This window comes from Pseudomonas sp. PDM13 (genome assembly GCF_025685765.1).
GTDB lineage: Bacteria > Pseudomonadota > Gammaproteobacteria > Pseudomonadales > Pseudomonadaceae > Metapseudomonas > Metapseudomonas solani.
In genome coordinates this window covers 1-15,205 of sequence record NZ_JAOTQU010000024.1, presented here as the reverse complement: position 1 = coordinate 15,205, position 15,205 = coordinate 1, and the positions used below count along the sequence as shown (strand labels likewise).

Here is a 15,205-nt window from a genome sequence, read left to right as displayed (position 1 = left end):
ATGCGCGGCCTCAACCTCTCCGAGATCGCCGTACGCAACCCGGCGGTGACCCTGTTCCTGATCATCGCGGTGATCCTTTCCGGGGTCTTCGCCTTCGGCAAGCTGGGCCGCGCCGAAGACCCCTCCTTCACCGTCAAGACCATGACCGTCACCGCCACCTGGCCCGGCGCCACGGCGCGGGAGATGCAGGAGCAGGTCGCCGACCGCCTGGAGAAGCGCCTGCAGGAGCTGGACTTCTACGACCGCGTGGAAACCATCGCCCAGCCCGGCTTCGTCTCGATGAAGGTGCAGTTCCTCGAATCCACCCGCCCCGGCGATATCCAGGAGCTGTTCTACCAGACCCGCAAGAAGCTCAGCGACGAGGCCGCCCGCCTGCCCCGTGGCGTGCAGGGCCCGTTCTTCAACGACGAATACTCCGACGTCTACTTCGCCCTCTACGCCCTGGAGGCCAAGGCCCTGCCCCACCGCGAGCTGGTGAAGATGGCCGAGGACCTGCGCCAGGGCTTCCTGCGCCTGCCGGGGGTGAAGAAGGTCAACATCCTCGGCGAACAGGCCCAGCGCGTGTTCGTCGAGTTCTCCTACCAGCGCCTGGCCACCCTCGGCATCAAGCCGGAGCAGATCTTCGCCGCCCTCGCCGCGCAGAACGGCGTCTCCCCCGCCGGCTTCGTCGAGACCGCCGGGCCACGCGCCTACATCCGCATCGACGGCGCCTTCGACACCCTCGCGCTGATCGAGAACGTGCCCATCGCCGCCGGCGGCAAGGTGTTGCGCATCGCAGACGTGGCCACGGTCAGCCGCGGCTACGAAGACCCGGCCAGCTACCGCATCCGCCACCAGGGCGACCCGGCGCTGATGCTCGGGGTGATCATGGAGCCGCACTTCAACGGCCTCGACCTGGACCGCACCCTGCAGGCCGAGGAAGACCGCATCCACGCCGACCTGCCCCTGGGCGTGAGTTTCGACAAGGTCTCCGACCAGGCGAAGAACATCCGCCTGGCGGTGGACGAATTCATGCTCAAGTTCTTCGTCGCCCTGGCCGTGGTCATGCTCATCAGCCTGCTCGCCCTGGGCTTCCGCGTCGGCCTGGTGGTGGCCGCGGCGGTGCCGCTGACGCTGTCCATCGTCTTCGTGGTCATGCTGATGACCGGCCGCGAGTTCGACCGCATCACCCTTGGCGCGCTGATCCTCTCCCTCGGCCTGCTGGTGGACGACGCCATCATCGCCATCGAAATGATGGTGGTGAAGCTGGAGGAAGGCTTCGACCGCATGAAGGCCGCCACCTTCGCCTGGAGCTCCACCGCCGCGCCCATGCTCACCGGCACCCTGGTGACCATCATCGGCTTCCTGCCGGTGGGCTTCGCCCGCTCCGGCGCCGGGGAATACGCCGGCAACATCTTCTGGATCGTCGGCTTCGCCCTGATCGCCTCCTGGCTGGTGGCGGTGGTGTTCACGCCCTACCTCGGGGTGAAGATGCTGCCGCGCATCGTTCCCGTGCCCGGCGGCCACGACGCCCTCTACGCCGGCCCCTGGTACGCGCGCCTGCGCCGCCTGGTGAGCGCCTGCGTCGAGCACCGCTGGCTGGTCACCGCCCTGGTGCTCGGCGCCTTCGTGCTCTGCGTGCTGGGCATGGGTGCGGTGAAGAAGCAGTTCTTCCCCAACTCCGACCGCTCCGAGCTGATCCTCGAGGTGTACATGCCGCCGGGTAGTGCCTTCAAGGCCACCGAAGCGGTGGTCGCCCAGGTGGAAAACGCGCTGCTGGAAGAACCGCAAACGAAACTGGTGGACGCCTATGTCGGCGGCGGCGCACCGCGCTTCTTCCTCTCGCTGAACCCGGAGCTGCCGGACCCGGCCTTCGCCAAGCTCATCGTGCAGACCGCCAGCGCCCACGACCGCGACGCCCTCAAGGCGCGCATGCGCGAACGCATCGCCGCCGGTGAATTCCCCTCGGCGCGGGTGCGCGTCACCCAGCTGCTGTTCGGCCCGCCGGTGCCCTTCCCCGTGGTGTTCCGCGTGGCCGGGCCGGACGCCGACGTGCTGCGCGGCATCGCCGAAGACGTGCGCCAGGTGGTGGCCGCCAACGCCCTGACCCGCGACAGCTTCCTCGACTGGGGCGAGCGCACCAGCGCCTACCGCCTGGTGCTGGACCAGGACCGCCTGCGTCTGCTCGGCTTCACCCCCGACCAGGTGCGCAGCCAGGTCAACGCCCTGCTCACCGGCAACAACGTCACCGAAGTGCGCGAAGGCACCCGCAACGTACTGGTCGTCGCCCGGGCGCTGGATGACCAGCGGGAAAACCTCGGCAACCTCGCCGACCTGACCCTGACCAACGCCGCCGGGCAGTCCGTGGCGCTGGAACAGGTCGGGCGCTTCCAGGCGGTGATGGAGGACCCGGTGCTCAAGCGCCGCGACCGCGACATCACCTTCGAGGTGCGTGCCGACATCGTCGACGGCACCCAGCCGCCGGACGTGGAAATGGCCGTGTGGCGCGACCTGCAGCCGCTGCTGGCGCAGCTGCCGTCCGGCTACCGGGTGGAGATCGCCGGCCCGGTGGAGGAAAGCGCCAAGGCCAACAAGGCCCTGGCCGCGCTATTCCCCATCATGATCCTGCTGACCCTGGTGGTGATCATGTTCCAGGTGCGCTCCTTCGGCGTGATGTTCATGGTCTTCGCCACCGCGCCCCTGGGGCTGATCGGTGCCGTGCCCACACTGCTGCTGTTCGACCAGCCCTTCGGCTTCAACGCCATCCTCGGGCTGATCGGCATCGGCGGCATCCTCATGCGCAACACGCTGATCTTCACCGACCAGATCCGCCAGAACCGCGAGGCCGGCCAGGAAGTACGCGAGGCCATCATCGAGGCCACGGTGCGCCGCGCCCGCCCGGTGGTGCTCACCGCCCTGGCGGCGGCGCTGGCCTTCATCCCGCTCACGCTCTCGGTGTTCTGGTCGTCCCTGGCCTTCGTGCTCATCGGCGGCGTGCTGGTCGGCACCCTGCTCACCCTGCTGTTCCTGCCGGCACTCTGCACCCTGGTGCTGGTGCGCAAACCCCGTCGCCCACCGGAGGACTCATCCATGGACGCCACCCGCCGCTCCGGCCTGCTGCTCGCCCTGCTCGTCGGCCTCTGCGGCCTGGGCGAGGTCTCCACCCAACTGCTGCTGCCCAGCCTCGCCGCCATCGAGCACGGCTTGGCGGCAGCGCCCGGCTCGTCCATGGTGGCGCTCTCGGTGTTCGTCGGCGCCTTCGGCGTGGGCCAACTGTTCTTCGGCCCGCTGTCGGACCGCATCGGCCGCAAGCCGGTGCTGCTGGCGGGCGTCGCCACCTATGTGCTGGCCTCGCTGTGGATGGCCTTCGCCCACTCCATGCCGGAGTTCATCGCCGGCCGCGCCCTGCAGGGCCTCGGCGCCTGCGCCGCGCTGGTGGTGGCACGGGCCATCGTGCGTGACGTCTGGCGTGAAAAAGCCGGGCCGATCATGGCCATCACCGTGATCGGCATGCTCTGCACCATCATGCTGTCGCCGGTCATCGGCGGGCTGATCGCCGCCAAGGCCGGCTCCTGGCGTGCGGTGGTGGTGGCCACGGTGATCATCGGCATCGTCGCCCTGCTCGCCTGCACCCTGCTCTACCGCGAAAGCAACCAGGCCAAGGACCCGCTCGCCGGGCGCCTGGCCACCCTCGCCGGCAACTACCGCGAACTGCTCAAGGGGGCCGAGGTGCGCGCCTTCTCCTTCGCCATCGCCGGCACCTACGGCGCCATGTTCTGCGTGATCGCCGGGTCCTCGCGGGTGTTCGTCGGCCAGCTCGGCCTGAGCCCCACCCAGTACGGGCTGATCTTCGGCGGCATCGTCTCGGGGCTGATCGCCGGCGCCATCCTCAGCAACCGCCTCATCATGAAGCTGGGCCCGGCGCGCCTGGTGGGCATCGGCACCGCGCTGGTGGCCACCGGTGCGGTGGTCACCCTCGCCGTGCTGCTCGCCGCCGGCCCCTCAGTGCCCGGCCTGCTGTTGCCGCAGATGCTGCTCACCCTCGGCGCCGGCATGGTGCTGCCCGGCTCGGTGGCCGGCGCGGTGATCCCCAACCCGACCCGGGCGGGGCTCGCCGCCGGCTTCATCGGCTTCGCCCAGATGGCCGGCGCCACCCTCTCCGGCCTGCTGCTCAGCGCCCTGCAGAACGACAGTGCACTGCCGATGATCAGCCTCAACGTCACCTTCGCCGTCGCCGCTTTCGGCCTGTTCCGCCTCGCTCGGGCGCACCAGGCGCGCACAGCGGCGCTGGCGACGGATTGAGGGCGGAATAACAGCGCTGGCTGGCACCCACCCTGCAAGAAAAGGGGGTGGGTCAGTTGCGGAAAAGAATCGGGCGACGCGGTCCCACCTCTGGAGCGTGAGAGGGGGCCTGCCGTGGTGTCGCCCGAACTGCGCGAGAATGCGCGAGGTGTGTTGGCGCCCTGATCAGTGCGCTTCGTACTTCTGCAGCAGGATGTACTGCACGCCACCGTTCTTGTGGCCACAGCTGGCGCAGGAGGCCTCGGAGGTCTCCCCGGCTTCCATGTTGCTGTTGCAGCCATTGATTTCACGGCCGCTGTTGGTCACCACGGTCCAGCAGATGGCCGCGGCGGTGTTGCCGGTGTTGGTGATGCGGGTGTAGCCCGAGCCACCGTTCGGGTAGGAGCAAGCCTCCATGTGCACCGGGTAGGCCTTGTGGGTCCAGCCCTCGCAAATGTCTTCATCCGCCTGGGCGAAGGTCGCCACCCCGGCCAGCATCAACAGGCCCAACGCTATTCTTTTGATCATCACTCCCCCTCCGGAGCACCTCTGGTCGATGGCTGCGTGCACTGGCGCCCGCAGACACAGGCATTCTCCGGGAAGCCCCCGGCCTCGCACATCCCCAGAATTGGCTATTCGGCTGTTTACCGGGCGCAGTCGCCTGACCAATAATGGCAAAAAGCCAATATCAAGCCTGTTCCGAGGTTGGAAGCATGGATGTCTCTGAACCCTTGGGCCTGGGCCCGCTGATCGCCAGCATCTATGAGGCGGCCCTGGACAATGGCCGCTGGAACGCCTTCCTCGCCGGTTTCGCCGCGCGCCTCGACTCCCACGCCGCGATGATCTGGGGCCACGACTTCAGCGACCGCAGCGCCGAGATCGACAACAGCACCGGCTCCATCGCCACCTTCACCGGCATCGACGCCCAGGCGATGGCGGACTTCGCCGAGTACTACTGCCAGCGCAACGTCTGGATGGAAGACCCGCTGAAGCACGGCGAGGGCCACGTGGTCACCTCCTCCAGCCTGTTCCCGGACGACCAGCTCAAACGCACCGAGTACTACGCCGACTGGCTGCGCCACCAGGACTTCTTCTATTCATCCGCCGCGGTGGTATCCAAGCGCGAGGACCGCTCGCTGAACGTCACCGTGGTGCGCTCCGAGCGGGCGGGCATCTTCCGCGAGGAAGAACTGAAGGTGATCTCCGCGCTGATGCCGCACCTGCAGGCCGCCTTCGCCCTGCACCGCCGGCTGCACCGGCTGGAGGCGCTGTCCCAGGCGTCGATGGCCGCGCTGGAGACCAGCACCTTCGGCATCATCCTGCTGGACCATCGCGGCCGCGTGCTCCACGCCAACAGCCTGGCCCACGGCCTGGCCAACCGCTCCGGGTTGCTGCGCTTCGGCCCTGCCGACAGCCTGCGGGCCACCTACGCCGCCGACGACAACCTGCTGCAACAGCGCCTGTTCGGCGCCCTGCGCACCGGCGTGGGTGCCACCGGCGACGGCGGTGGCGCCTTGCGCCTGCGCGGGCTGGAAGGTACTCAGCTGGACGCCGTGATCGCGCCCCTGCCCAGTTGGGCCTCGCCCTTCGGCGAACGCAGCTCGGTGGTGGTCTTCCTCAGCGATCCGGGCGCCGTGATCGGCTCGCTGGCACCGATGCTGCGCGCGATCTACGGCATGACCCCCGCCGAAGCGCGGCTCACCGAGGCCCTGGTCAACGGCCTCACACCCCAGGAATACGCCGAGCGCCAGCAGGTCTCCCTGCACACCGTGCGCGCCCAGTTCAAATCCGCCGCTGCCAAGGCCGGCACCAGCCGCCAGGCCGACCTGGTGCGCATCGTCCTCACCGGCCCCGCCGTGCTGCGCTGGCAGGCCAACGGCATGATCCCGCCGCAGACCACCTAGGCACGGCGCGTGGGTTAGTGCCGTAGGTTGGCGCCGAGCGCAGCGAGGCCCAACGCAGCGATGTCCGGCCTGGCGACGTTGGGCTTCGTACCTCAGCCCAACCTACGAGTGCTCCGGGTTTCCATATGACTCCGCTGGTGGATGATGGAGCGCCATCCACCCTACGCAACGGTCAGCCCCGGCGCGGGGTTGGGGCCGCACCGTAGGTTGGCGCCGAGCGCAGCGAGGCCCAACGCAGCGATGTCCAGCCTGGCGACGTTGGGCTTCGTACCTCAGCCCAACCTACGAGTACTACGGGTTTCCATATGACTCCGCGGGTGGATGATGGAGCGCCATCCACCCAACGCAGCGGCGTCAGGCCGGCACCGTCGCCTTCATCGATTCGCGCTCGGAAAAGGCGGCGAAGAAGCGTTCCAGCCGCGGGTGGCCAGTGCGCCAGCCCAGGTCGGCGAAGCGGAAGTCGAGGTAGCCGAGGGCGCAGCCCACGGCGATCTGGGCGATGTCCACCGGGCCCTGGAGCTGGTCGGCGATGGCTTCCAGGGCCTCCAGCGCGCGGTGGATCTTGCCCAGCTGGCCGTCCTTCCACTCCTGCCACTGCAACGCCTCGGGGCGGATGGCGCCCTCGTAGCGCACCAGCAGCGCCGCATCCATCAGGCCGTCGGCCAGGGCCGCGCGGGTCAGGCAGGTCCAGCGCTCGCTGCCATGGGGGAAGAAGGCGTCGCCGCTCTGCAGGGCATCGAGGTATTCGCAGATGACGCGGCTGTCGAACAGCGCCTCGCCCTCGGCGGTGAGCAGCACCGGAATCTTGCCCAGCGGGTTGGCGCGGTTGACCTCGGCATTCTCCTTGATCGGCAGCACGGCGGTGTCGAGCATCTCGATGCCCGCAGCGAGCCCGGCCTCCAGGGCCAGCACCCGGACCTTGCGGGCGAAAGGCGACGCTCCGGCATAGATCAGTTTCATCACGCAGTTCCTCCTGTGTGCGGGCCGGCTCGGCTGCCGGCATCCGCTGTGGTTGCAACTGGACCACCACCGGCGGCGCCGGTAGCATCCCCGCCCATCGCGCCCGGGAGCTGCCCATGGTCATCGACAGGAAAATCAAACTGGACTCCGCAGACATCAGACGCCTGGACGATCTGGATGTCGCGCTGGAGTTGCTGCACTTCGGCTTCCGCGGCCTCACCGTGGACGCCGACGCCTACCTGGAAACCCTCGGCCTGTCGCGCGTGCACCATCGCATCCTCTACGCCATCCGGCGCGTCGACGGCATCAACGTCGGCGAACTGGCCGCCCTCCTCGGGGTCAGCAAGCAGGCACTGCACCGCCCGCTGACCCACCTCTTCGAACGCGCCCTGGTGACCCAGCAGCGCGACCCGGAACAGCACCGCTACAAGCGCCTCTCCCTCAGCACGGAAGGCCACGACCTGGAGCACCGCGCCACCGACCTGGAGCGCCGGGTCATCCGCGCCGCGCTGGACACCACCGACACGGACGGCCGGATCGCCTGGCACTCGGTCATGCAATCCCTGGCCGCCCGCCTCGACTGATCAGCCCGCCGAGGTGATGCGCTCGCGCACCACGATGCACTTGGCCAGCGGCTGGATCAATGCCTCGGTCGCTTCCTCCCAGGGCACCACGCTGGGGCTCACCAGCAGCGGGTCGCAATGCCCCTGCTCCACCAGCTCCAGCACCCTGGGGATGTGCGGCCGCACGCTGCAGGCGCCCACCGAGAGGGTGACGTCGCGCATGTACATGCCGAACAACGGGATGGCCGGGTCCTCGAAGATGATGCCGATGCACGAGCAATGCCCGCCCGGCGCCAGTGCCAGCAGGCCGGTGCGCAGGGCCTGCGGGTCGCGGGTGGCGGACACCACCAGGTCGTAGCGCTCGTTCAGCGCGCCGTCGGCGCCGTTGCGCAAGGTGGCGCCGCTGCGCACGGCGAGGTCGTCGCGGTAGCCGTCGCCATCCAGGTAATCCACCTCGGCCGCTCCGGCAGCGCGGGCCATCTGCACCGCGAGAATGCCCAGGCTCTCGGTGCCGCCCACCACCAGCACCTTCGCCTCCTCCCGCGTCGCCAGCGGGCGGCTGGTGGCCACCCAGGCGTCGGTGAGGTTGTCGCTGGCGCTGGCCACGGCCACCGGGTCCAGCCCCGGCGGCAGCACCACCAGCATGGCGTCGGCGAAGGGCACCCGCACCACCTCGGAGAACAACCCGCCCCAGTGGCCGCCGGCCGGCACGCCATAGGCCGCGTGGCGGGCGACGCCGGTGCAGGCCGTGCTGCGCCCCGCCAGGCATTGGCGGCAGGTGCCGCAGGCGATCTTCCAGGGCACCGAGACCAGGTCGCCGCGCTTCACCGTGGTCACCTGCGCGCCCACGTCCAGCACCTCGGCCACGCACTCGTGGCCCAGGGCGAAGGGCGGCTTGAACGGCGTCAGCCCGGCCACCAGGCGCCGGTCGAGGTCGCAGGAGGCCGAGGCGATGGGCCGCACCAGCGCCGCCAGCGGCGAATCCAGCACCGGTGACGGCGCCTCCTCCCAGGCCAGGCGCCCCGCGCCCTTGACGATGAGTTCGCGCATGGTTCAGTCCCGTACGTTGAAGGTGGTGGTGGCGCGGGCGCAGAGCTTGCCGGCCGCGTCGCGGATATGGGCGTCGCACACCGCCAGGCTGCGGGTGCGCTCCACCAGCCAGCCCTCGACGCTGTACACCTCGCCGACCTTGAGCGGGCGCAGGTACTTCACGCCCAGGTCCACCGTCGAATAAGGCGTGTCGGCGGCCAGGGTGGAGAACAGCGCCAGGGCCGCCGCGCCATCCAGGCAGGTGGCGGCGAAACCGCCGTGCACCGCGTTGGCCGGGTTGAGGTGACGGGCATCCGGCCGCGCTTCGATGAAGATGCGCCCGGGCTCCACGCCCACCGCCTTCATCGCCATGGTGTCGCCGATGGAGGGTGCGGGCAGCTTGCCGGCGATCACCGCCTGGAGAATCTGCAGGCCGGAGATGACGGGCTTGTTGGGGGTATCGGACATGATCAAGGTTCCTGGTTCAGCCGAGGGTCGGCGAGCAATGCGGGATGGATGGCGGCGAGTTGCGCCGCCGTGTCGGGGTATTCGCGAAAGCCGGTGATCAGCCCGTCGCGCAGGGTGAACAGGTGCGCCCACTGGTTGTGGTAGACCCGGTCGCTGGCCAGCACCCGGCAACGCGCGCTGCCCAGCGCCACCACCTGGCCGGCGGCCTCGTCGACCACCAGGGCCTGGGGCGCGAAGGCCTGGAACTCCAGGTGCGCATGCAGCTCGGCGATGAATTCGCGCACGCCGGCGTGGCCGTCATGGCGCCGCGCCCAGGGCATCAGCGCGACGAAACCCGGCGCCTCCCAGCTGCATGCCGGGTCGCACAGGGCCAGCAGCGCGGGCAGGTCGCCCTGGGCGAAGGCGGCATAGGCCGCCTCGGTGATATCGATCAGAGCCTGGCGTCCGGACATGCGGGCAGCCCTCCACAGGGCCAGCGCGAGGGAATCGCCCTGCAGCCCGTGGACGGACGATACGTGAGCGCCAACTCTCAAATCAACATTGTTGATATGACAAAAAAGAAGGCATTCCGGCAAGGTCGACAGGGCTCTGGAACGGGTGTTTCCGCCATCTGCCGCAACACACTGGCGTTGACGACCGGGCGTGTGGATGGTCATATGCGCGCCGTTCCAGGTGCCTCCCGCCGTCGTGCGTGAGGTGAAACGGGAAGCCGGTGCGTCCTCAGGACCAGTCCGGCGCTGCCCCCGCAACGGTAAGCGAGCGCTGCATTCGATACGCCACTGTGCAACAGCATGGGAAGGCGAATGGAGCGTGATCCTCGCAAGCCCGGAGACCGGCCTGGAGCATCGATAGGCAAACCCGCGGTGGGCGGGCACGGGCCGGTTTCCGCATGGGCGCTCGTGCCCGTGCACGCCTTTGCATTCCCTCCGGGCTCCATTCATTCCTGACGTGATAGGAACGACATGTCCCGTACCTTCAGCTCCAACGCTCCGGCGAGCGCCGCCCTCGGCCTGCTCGCACTGTCCATCTCCCTCGCCCTGCACGCCGAAGACGGCGCCCTGGCCCTGCCCGCCACCGCCGTCACCGGCCAGGCGGACGATGCGGCCATCAGCCTCGACACGCCGCTGCCCGCCGGCTCGCGCCTGGGCCTCTCCGCCCTGGAAACCCCGGCCAGCACCAGCAGCATCAGCGGCGACGAGGTGCGCGGGCGCAACAACGCCACCGTGCAGGACGCCGTGACCCGCTCCGCCGGCATCAGCAACATCGGCACCCCCGGCAACGGCGGCACCGCGCTCTCGGCCCGCGGCTTCACCGGCCACGCCTCGGTGATGCAGCTGTACGACGGCACGCGCTTCTACACCGGCATGGGCACCGTCACCTTCCCCACCGACCCGTGGATGGTCGAGCGCATCGACGTGATCCGTGGCCCGGCTTCGGTGCTCTACGGCGAAGGCGCCACCGGCGCGGTGATCAACGTGGTGCCGAAGAAGCCCTTCGAGGGCGAGATCCGCAACCGCCTGCGCCTGGGCTACGGCTCCGACGACCGCCAGCAGATGGCCCTGGACAGCGGCGGTTCGCTCACCGACACCCTCAGCTACCGCCTCAACCTCAACCGCGAAACCAGCCACGGCTGGATCGACCGTGGCGACTCGAAGAACCTCGGCCTCAGCGCCGCCCTGCGCTGGCAGGCCCGCGACGACCTGGCCTTCACCCTGGCCCATGACCAGGGCGACCTCACGCCGATGAACTACTTCGGCACGCCGCTGATCGACGGCCACCTGCGCGACAGCCTGAAGGAGAAGAACTACAACCTGCACAACGCCGAGCAGCACTACAACGACCAGTGGACCCGGCTCGTCACCGACTGGACCCTGGCCAACGGCATCAGCGCCAGCAACCAGCTCTACCACATCAAGAGCCGCCGCTACTGGCGTAACGCCGAGGCCTATAACTGGGACGCCGGCCTGGGCCAGCTGGAGCGCGCCGAGAACCTGCGCATCAAGCACGAGCAGGAGCAGATCGGTGATCGCCAGACCTTCACCTTCGACCACTCGCTGTTCGGCCTCAGCAGCCGCACCCTGGTGGGCGCCGAGTTCAACCGCATCCGCTTCAACCTGCTGAATAACTCGCCCTACATCGACGTAGGCGGCGACTATGTCGACCCGTGGAACCCCACGCCCGGCTACTACCAGAGCGCCTCGGCCTACGGCCCGCACTCGCGCAGCGAAACCCGCACCGTCGCCCTGTTCGCCGAGAACCGCACCCAGTTCGACGAGCGCTGGTCCCTGGTCACCGGCATCCGCCGCGACCAGAACCACATCGACCGCGACGACCTGCGCGCCAACACCCGCAGCGACCGCAGCCTCTCCGGCGGCAACTGGCGCGCCGGCCTGGTGTTCGCCGCCACGCCGCAGCTGTCCTTCTACGGCCAGTACTCCACCAGCGAGGACGGGGTGAGCAACCTCATCACCCTCAGCCCCACCCAGCAGAAGATGGACCTCACCGAGTCCAAGCAGACCGAGTTCGGCCTCAAGCAGCAATTCTGGGACGGGCGCGGCGAATGGACCCTGGCCGCCTACCACATCGTCAAGAAGAAGCTGCTCTCCCGCGAGTCGGTAACCCGCCCCACCCAGCAAATCGGCCAGCAATCCTCCGATGGCCTGGAAGCCACCCTGGAGCTGGCGCTGGAGCAGGGCTGGCACGTCTCGGCCAACGCCGCCGTGGTGCGTGCCGAGTACGACGACTTCAACGAGTCCGTCGGCGGCCAGCTGATCTCCCGTTCCGGCAACAGCCCCACCGATGTGCCGCGCCGCACCGCCAACCTGTGGCTGAGCAAGCAGCTGGGTCGTGACCTGGACGCCGGCCTCGGCGCGCGCTACGTCGACGCCCGTTACGCCGACGCGGCCAACACCGTGAAGGTGCCGGGCTACACCGTGCTCGACGCCAACCTCGGCTGGCAGGTGCTGCCGGATACGCGCCTGGGCCTGAAGCTGAACAACCTGCTGGACCGCCGCTACGCCGTCACCCAGCAGAACGGTGGCCAGCAATGGCTGCTAGGCCAGCCCCGCTCGTTCTTCGTCACCGCCGACTACAGCTTCTGACCCGGCGAAAGGGAGTGCCCGGCATGTCATCACTGAACATCAGCGACCTCGCCTGGGCACCCGACGGCCGCCCACGCTGGCTCCTGCAGGGCATTGACCTGCAGGTGCGCGCGGGCGAGTTCGTCGGCCTCATCGGCCCCAACGGCAGCGGCAAGACCAGCCTGCTGCGCTGCGCCTACCGCGCCGAGCGCCCGGCCTCCGGCTGGGTGGCCCTGGACGGCGACGACCTCTGGCGACGCAGCCCGCGCTGGTGCGCGCAACGCATCGCCGTGGTGTTGCAGGAGTTCCCCCAGGACTTCGGCCTGGCCGTGGCCGAAGTGGTCGCCATGGGCCGCTCACCGCACAAGGGCCTGTTCGACGGTGACGATGCCGAGGACGCGCGCATCGTCGACGAAGCCCTCGCGGCGGTGGGCATGGCCGGGTTCCGCGAGCAGGCCTTCGCCCGCCTCTCCGGCGGCGAGAAGCAGCGCGTGCTGCTGGCCCGCGCCCTGGCCCAGCGTCCCGGCCTGCTGCTGCTCGACGAGCCCACCAACCACCTCGACCCGCGCTACCAGCTGGAGCTGCTGCAGCAGCTGCGCGAGCTGCGCCTAAGCACCCTGGCCAGCTTCCACGACCTCAACCTGGCGGCGGCCTTCTGCGACCGCCTCTACGTACTGGACCAAGGCCGCGTGGTGGCCAGCGGCACCCCCACCGACGTGCTCACCGCCGAACTGCTGCAACAGGTGTTCGGCGTGCGTGCCCTCGTGGACCGCCACCCCCTCGCCGACCATCCGCGCATCACCTGGATCACCCCATGAAGCCTTTGCCTATCGCCCTGCTCGCCCTGCTCCTGGCGCCCCTCGCCCAGGCCACCGACTACCCGCTGAGCGTCACCAGCTGCGACCGCCAGGTGGTGTTCGAACGCGCACCGCAGCGGGCGGTGAGCCAGGACATCAACCTCACCGGGATGATGGTCGCCCTCGGCCTGCAATCGCGCATGGTCGGCTACAGCGGCATCAGCGGCTGGAAGACCCCCGACGCCCGGCTGATGGCCGCCCTGGGCGACCTGCCGGAGCTGGCACGCAAATACCCCTCCATCGAGACGCTGCTCAACGTCGACGCCGACTTCTTCTTCGCCGGCTGGAACTACGGCATGCGCGTGGGCGGCGAAGTCACCCCGGCCACCCTCGCGCCCCTGGGCATCCCGGTGTACGAGCTGAGCGAATCCTGCGCCCACGTGATGCCGCGCGAGGCCGCCAGCCTGGAGGACCTCTACCGCGACCTCGACAACCTCGGCCGCATCTTCGACGTCGAGGCCCGCGCCAACGCCCTGGTCGCCGGCCTGCGCACGCGCCAGGCCGAGGTGGCCAGGCGCCTGGAGAACGGCAGCGAGGTGCCCCGGGTGTTCCTCTACGACAGCGGCGAGGACCGCCCCTTCACCTCCGGCCGCCTGGGCATGCCGCAAGCGATCATCGACGCAGCCGGCGGCCACAACCTGATGGACGACCTCGCCGCCAGCTGGACCCAGGTCAACTGGGAAACCGTGGTCGAGCGCGACCCGCAGGTGATCCTCATCGTCGACTACGGCGAACGCAGCTGGCAGCAGAAGCGTGACTTCCTCCTGGCCCACCCGGCCCTGCAATCGGTCGAGGCGATCCGCGAGCAGCGCTTCCTGGTCCTGCCCTACCTCGCCGTCACCCCCTCGGTGGAGAACATCGAGGCCATCGAGACCCTGGCCGCCGGCCTGCACCCCGAACGCTTCGCCGGTAAGGCGCCATGAGCCCGGTGCGCTCGCCCGGCGCCTACCGCCTGCTGCTGCTCGGCCTCGCCGTGGCGCTGGTGCTCTCCTGCATCGCCGCCCTGGGCTTCGGCCCGGCCGCGGTGCCCCAGGCCCACGTCTGGGGCATCCTCGCCGAGCGCCTGGGCGTGAGCGCTGCGGGCGACTGGAGCCGTGGCCAGGAACACATCGTCTGGCTGATCCGCGCGCCCCGGGTGCTGCTCGGTGCGCTGGTGGGCGCCGGCCTGGCCCTGGTGGGCGGCGCGTTGCAGGCGGCCACGCGCAACCCGCTGGCCGACCCGCACCTGCTGGGGGTCAGCTCCGGCGCGGCCCTGGGCGCGGTGCTGGTGCTGCTCTACCTGGGCGAATTCATCGGTGTGCTCAGCCTGCCCCTGGCCGCCTTCGTCGGCGCCCTGGGCAGCACCCTGCTGGTGCTGGCCATCGCCAGCCGCCACGGCCGCCTGGAAAGCGACCGCCTGCTGCTGGCGGGCGTCGCCGTGTCCTTCCTGTGCATGGCGCTGGTCAACCTGCTGTTGTTCCTCGGCGACCACCACGCCGCCAGCTCGGTGGTGTTCTGGATGCTCGGCGGCCTCGGTGCCGCACGCTGGGAGCTGCTCTGGCCACCGGCGCTGTGCCTGGCCCTGGGGCTGCTCGTGCTGCTCGCCCAGGCCCGCGGGCTCAACGCCCTGATGGCCGGCGAGCAGACCGCCGTCAGTCTGGGCTTCAGCGCCCGTCGCGTACGCCTGCAGGTGTTCGTCTGCGCCTCGCTGCTCACCGGGGTGCTGGTGGCCCTCAGCGGCGCCATCGGCTTCGTCGGCCTGATGCTGCCGCACCTGGCCCGGCGCCTGGTGGGCGCCGAGCACCGCCGCCTGCTACCGGTGGCCGCCCTGCTCGGCGCGCTGTTCCTGGTCTGGGTCGACGTCGCCGCCCGCACCCTGGTCGCCCCCGAGGACCTGCCCATCGGCATCGCCACCGCAGCCATCGGCGGGCTGTTCTTCGTTGGTCTGTTGCGTCGTCGTTGAAGGGGAGTCATCAGCCCCGCCCGATGGGTTTCGCCGAGCTCTACCCATCCTACGAAAGTCCGTGCGCACCACGTGGCAATGCCCTGGGCGAAGAAAGCTGGAGCAGCCGCCAACGCCCCTCCAGGAGGCCGAACGCAGTCGT

At 69.5% G+C, this 15,205-nt stretch carries 12 protein-coding genes, 1 pseudogene and 1 riboswitch; of the genes and pseudogenes, 8 read left to right on the top strand and 5 right to left on the bottom strand.

What is annotated here, in order from left to right; all coding sequences use genetic code 11:
• Together OEJ36_RS22680 and OEJ36_RS22675 are read left to right on the top strand one after the other, a co-directional pair.
• Positions 1-3,051 (top strand): annotated as a pseudogene (locus OEJ36_RS22680) (efflux RND transporter permease subunit); the annotation flags it as partial.
• Between the two features lie 18 nt (positions 3,052-3,069).
• Entirely contained in the window at positions 3,070-4,281 is a 1,212-nt protein-coding gene (locus OEJ36_RS22675; RefSeq protein ID WP_263403535.1) for a Bcr/CflA family efflux MFS transporter, read from the top strand.
• Between the two features lie 165 nt (positions 4,282-4,446).
• Here the strand turns inward: OEJ36_RS22675 and OEJ36_RS22670 are convergent, their stop codons facing one another.
• On the bottom strand, positions 4,447-4,788 hold the full coding sequence (locus tag OEJ36_RS22670) for a hypothetical protein (RefSeq protein WP_263403457.1): 342 nt from the start codon (positions 4,786-4,788) through the stop codon (positions 4,447-4,449).
• A gap of 185 nt (positions 4,789-4,973) precedes the next feature.
• Here OEJ36_RS22670 and OEJ36_RS22665 point away from each other — a divergent pair, with 185 nt between their 5' ends.
• Positions 4,974-6,164: a helix-turn-helix transcriptional regulator gene (locus tag OEJ36_RS22665; protein WP_263403456.1), complete on the top strand. Its 1,191-nt coding sequence runs from the start codon at positions 4,974-4,976 to the stop codon at positions 6,162-6,164.
• 354 nt (positions 6,165-6,518) lie between these two features.
• Here the strand turns inward: OEJ36_RS22665 and OEJ36_RS22660 are convergent, their stop codons facing one another.
• A complete protein-coding gene (locus OEJ36_RS22660) occupies positions 6,519-7,124 on the bottom strand; it encodes a glutathione S-transferase (protein WP_263403455.1) in 606 nt (201 codons plus the stop codon).
• A 116-nt stretch (positions 7,125-7,240) separates the two neighbouring features.
• Here OEJ36_RS22660 and OEJ36_RS22655 point away from each other — a divergent pair, with 116 nt between their 5' ends.
• A complete protein-coding gene (locus OEJ36_RS22655) occupies positions 7,241-7,708 on the top strand; it encodes a MarR family winged helix-turn-helix transcriptional regulator (RefSeq protein ID WP_263403454.1) in 468 nt (155 codons plus the stop codon).
• Here the strand turns inward: OEJ36_RS22655 and OEJ36_RS22650 are convergent, their stop codons facing one another.
• Genes OEJ36_RS22650 through OEJ36_RS22640 form a run of 3 tightly spaced genes read right to left on the bottom strand, consistent with a single transcriptional unit; the run spans position 7,709 to position 9,636 of the window.
• On the bottom strand, positions 7,709-8,737 hold the full coding sequence (locus OEJ36_RS22650; protein ID WP_263403453.1) for a zinc-dependent alcohol dehydrogenase: 1,029 nt from the start codon (positions 8,735-8,737) through the stop codon (positions 7,709-7,711). It abuts the gene before it with no gap.
• A 3-nt stretch (positions 8,738-8,740) separates the two neighbouring features.
• Positions 8,741-9,184: a PaaI family thioesterase gene (locus OEJ36_RS22645; protein ID WP_263403452.1), complete on the bottom strand. Its 444-nt coding sequence runs from the start codon at positions 9,182-9,184 to the stop codon at positions 8,741-8,743.
• Positions 9,185-9,186: 2 nt separating this feature from the next.
• Positions 9,187-9,636, bottom strand: coding sequence for a nuclear transport factor 2 family protein (locus tag OEJ36_RS22640; protein WP_263403451.1), 450 nt, complete (start codon positions 9,634-9,636; stop codon positions 9,187-9,189).
• Between the two features lie 201 nt (positions 9,637-9,837).
• A riboswitch (cobalamin riboswitch) is annotated at positions 9,838-10,040 on the top strand.
• A gap of 106 nt (positions 10,041-10,146) precedes the next feature.
• Between OEJ36_RS22640 and OEJ36_RS22635 the strand changes: the two genes are divergently transcribed.
• Genes OEJ36_RS22635 through OEJ36_RS22620 form a run of 4 tightly spaced genes read left to right on the top strand, consistent with a single transcriptional unit; the run spans position 10,147 to position 15,063 of the window.
• A complete protein-coding gene (locus OEJ36_RS22635) occupies positions 10,147-12,285 on the top strand; it encodes a TonB-dependent receptor (RefSeq protein ID WP_263403450.1) in 2,139 nt (712 codons plus the stop codon).
• Between the two features lie 23 nt (positions 12,286-12,308).
• A complete protein-coding gene (locus OEJ36_RS22630) occupies positions 12,309-13,082 on the top strand; it encodes an ABC transporter ATP-binding protein (protein WP_263403449.1) in 774 nt (257 codons plus the stop codon).
• Positions 13,079-14,044, top strand: coding sequence for an ABC transporter substrate-binding protein (locus OEJ36_RS22625; RefSeq protein ID WP_263403448.1), 966 nt, complete (start codon positions 13,079-13,081; stop codon positions 14,042-14,044). The genes OEJ36_RS22630 and OEJ36_RS22625 overlap by 4 nt, the downstream gene beginning before the upstream one ends.
• On the top strand, positions 14,041-15,063 hold the full coding sequence (locus tag OEJ36_RS22620; RefSeq protein ID WP_263403447.1) for a FecCD family ABC transporter permease: 1,023 nt from the start codon (positions 14,041-14,043) through the stop codon (positions 15,061-15,063). The genes OEJ36_RS22625 and OEJ36_RS22620 overlap by 4 nt, the downstream gene beginning before the upstream one ends.
• Positions 15,064-15,205: the final 142 nt, after the last annotated feature.

Coding starts and splice junctions, on each gene's coding strand:
- OEJ36_RS22675 (WP_263403535.1), top strand. CDS start 3,070: ATGGACGCCACCCGCCGCTCCGGCCTGCTGCTCGCCCTGCTCGTCGGC.
- OEJ36_RS22670 (WP_263403457.1), bottom strand. CDS start 4,788: ATGATCAAAAGAATAGCGTTGGGCCTGTTGATGCTGGCCGGGGTGGCG.
- OEJ36_RS22665 (WP_263403456.1), top strand. CDS start 4,974: ATGGATGTCTCTGAACCCTTGGGCCTGGGCCCGCTGATCGCCAGCATC.
- OEJ36_RS22660 (WP_263403455.1), bottom strand. CDS start 7,124: ATGAAACTGATCTATGCCGGAGCGTCGCCTTTCGCCCGCAAGGTCCGG.
- OEJ36_RS22655 (WP_263403454.1), top strand. CDS start 7,241: ATGGTCATCGACAGGAAAATCAAACTGGACTCCGCAGACATCAGACGC.
- OEJ36_RS22650 (WP_263403453.1), bottom strand. CDS start 8,737: ATGCGCGAACTCATCGTCAAGGGCGCGGGGCGCCTGGCCTGGGAGGAG.
- OEJ36_RS22645 (WP_263403452.1), bottom strand. CDS start 9,184: ATGTCCGATACCCCCAACAAGCCCGTCATCTCCGGCCTGCAGATTCTC.
- OEJ36_RS22640 (WP_263403451.1), bottom strand. CDS start 9,636: ATGTCCGGACGCCAGGCTCTGATCGATATCACCGAGGCGGCCTATGCC.
- OEJ36_RS22635 (WP_263403450.1), top strand. CDS start 10,147: ATGTCCCGTACCTTCAGCTCCAACGCTCCGGCGAGCGCCGCCCTCGGC.
- OEJ36_RS22630 (WP_263403449.1), top strand. CDS start 12,309: ATGTCATCACTGAACATCAGCGACCTCGCCTGGGCACCCGACGGCCGC.
- OEJ36_RS22625 (WP_263403448.1), top strand. CDS start 13,079: ATGAAGCCTTTGCCTATCGCCCTGCTCGCCCTGCTCCTGGCGCCCCTC.
- OEJ36_RS22620 (WP_263403447.1), top strand. CDS start 14,041: ATGAGCCCGGTGCGCTCGCCCGGCGCCTACCGCCTGCTGCTGCTCGGC.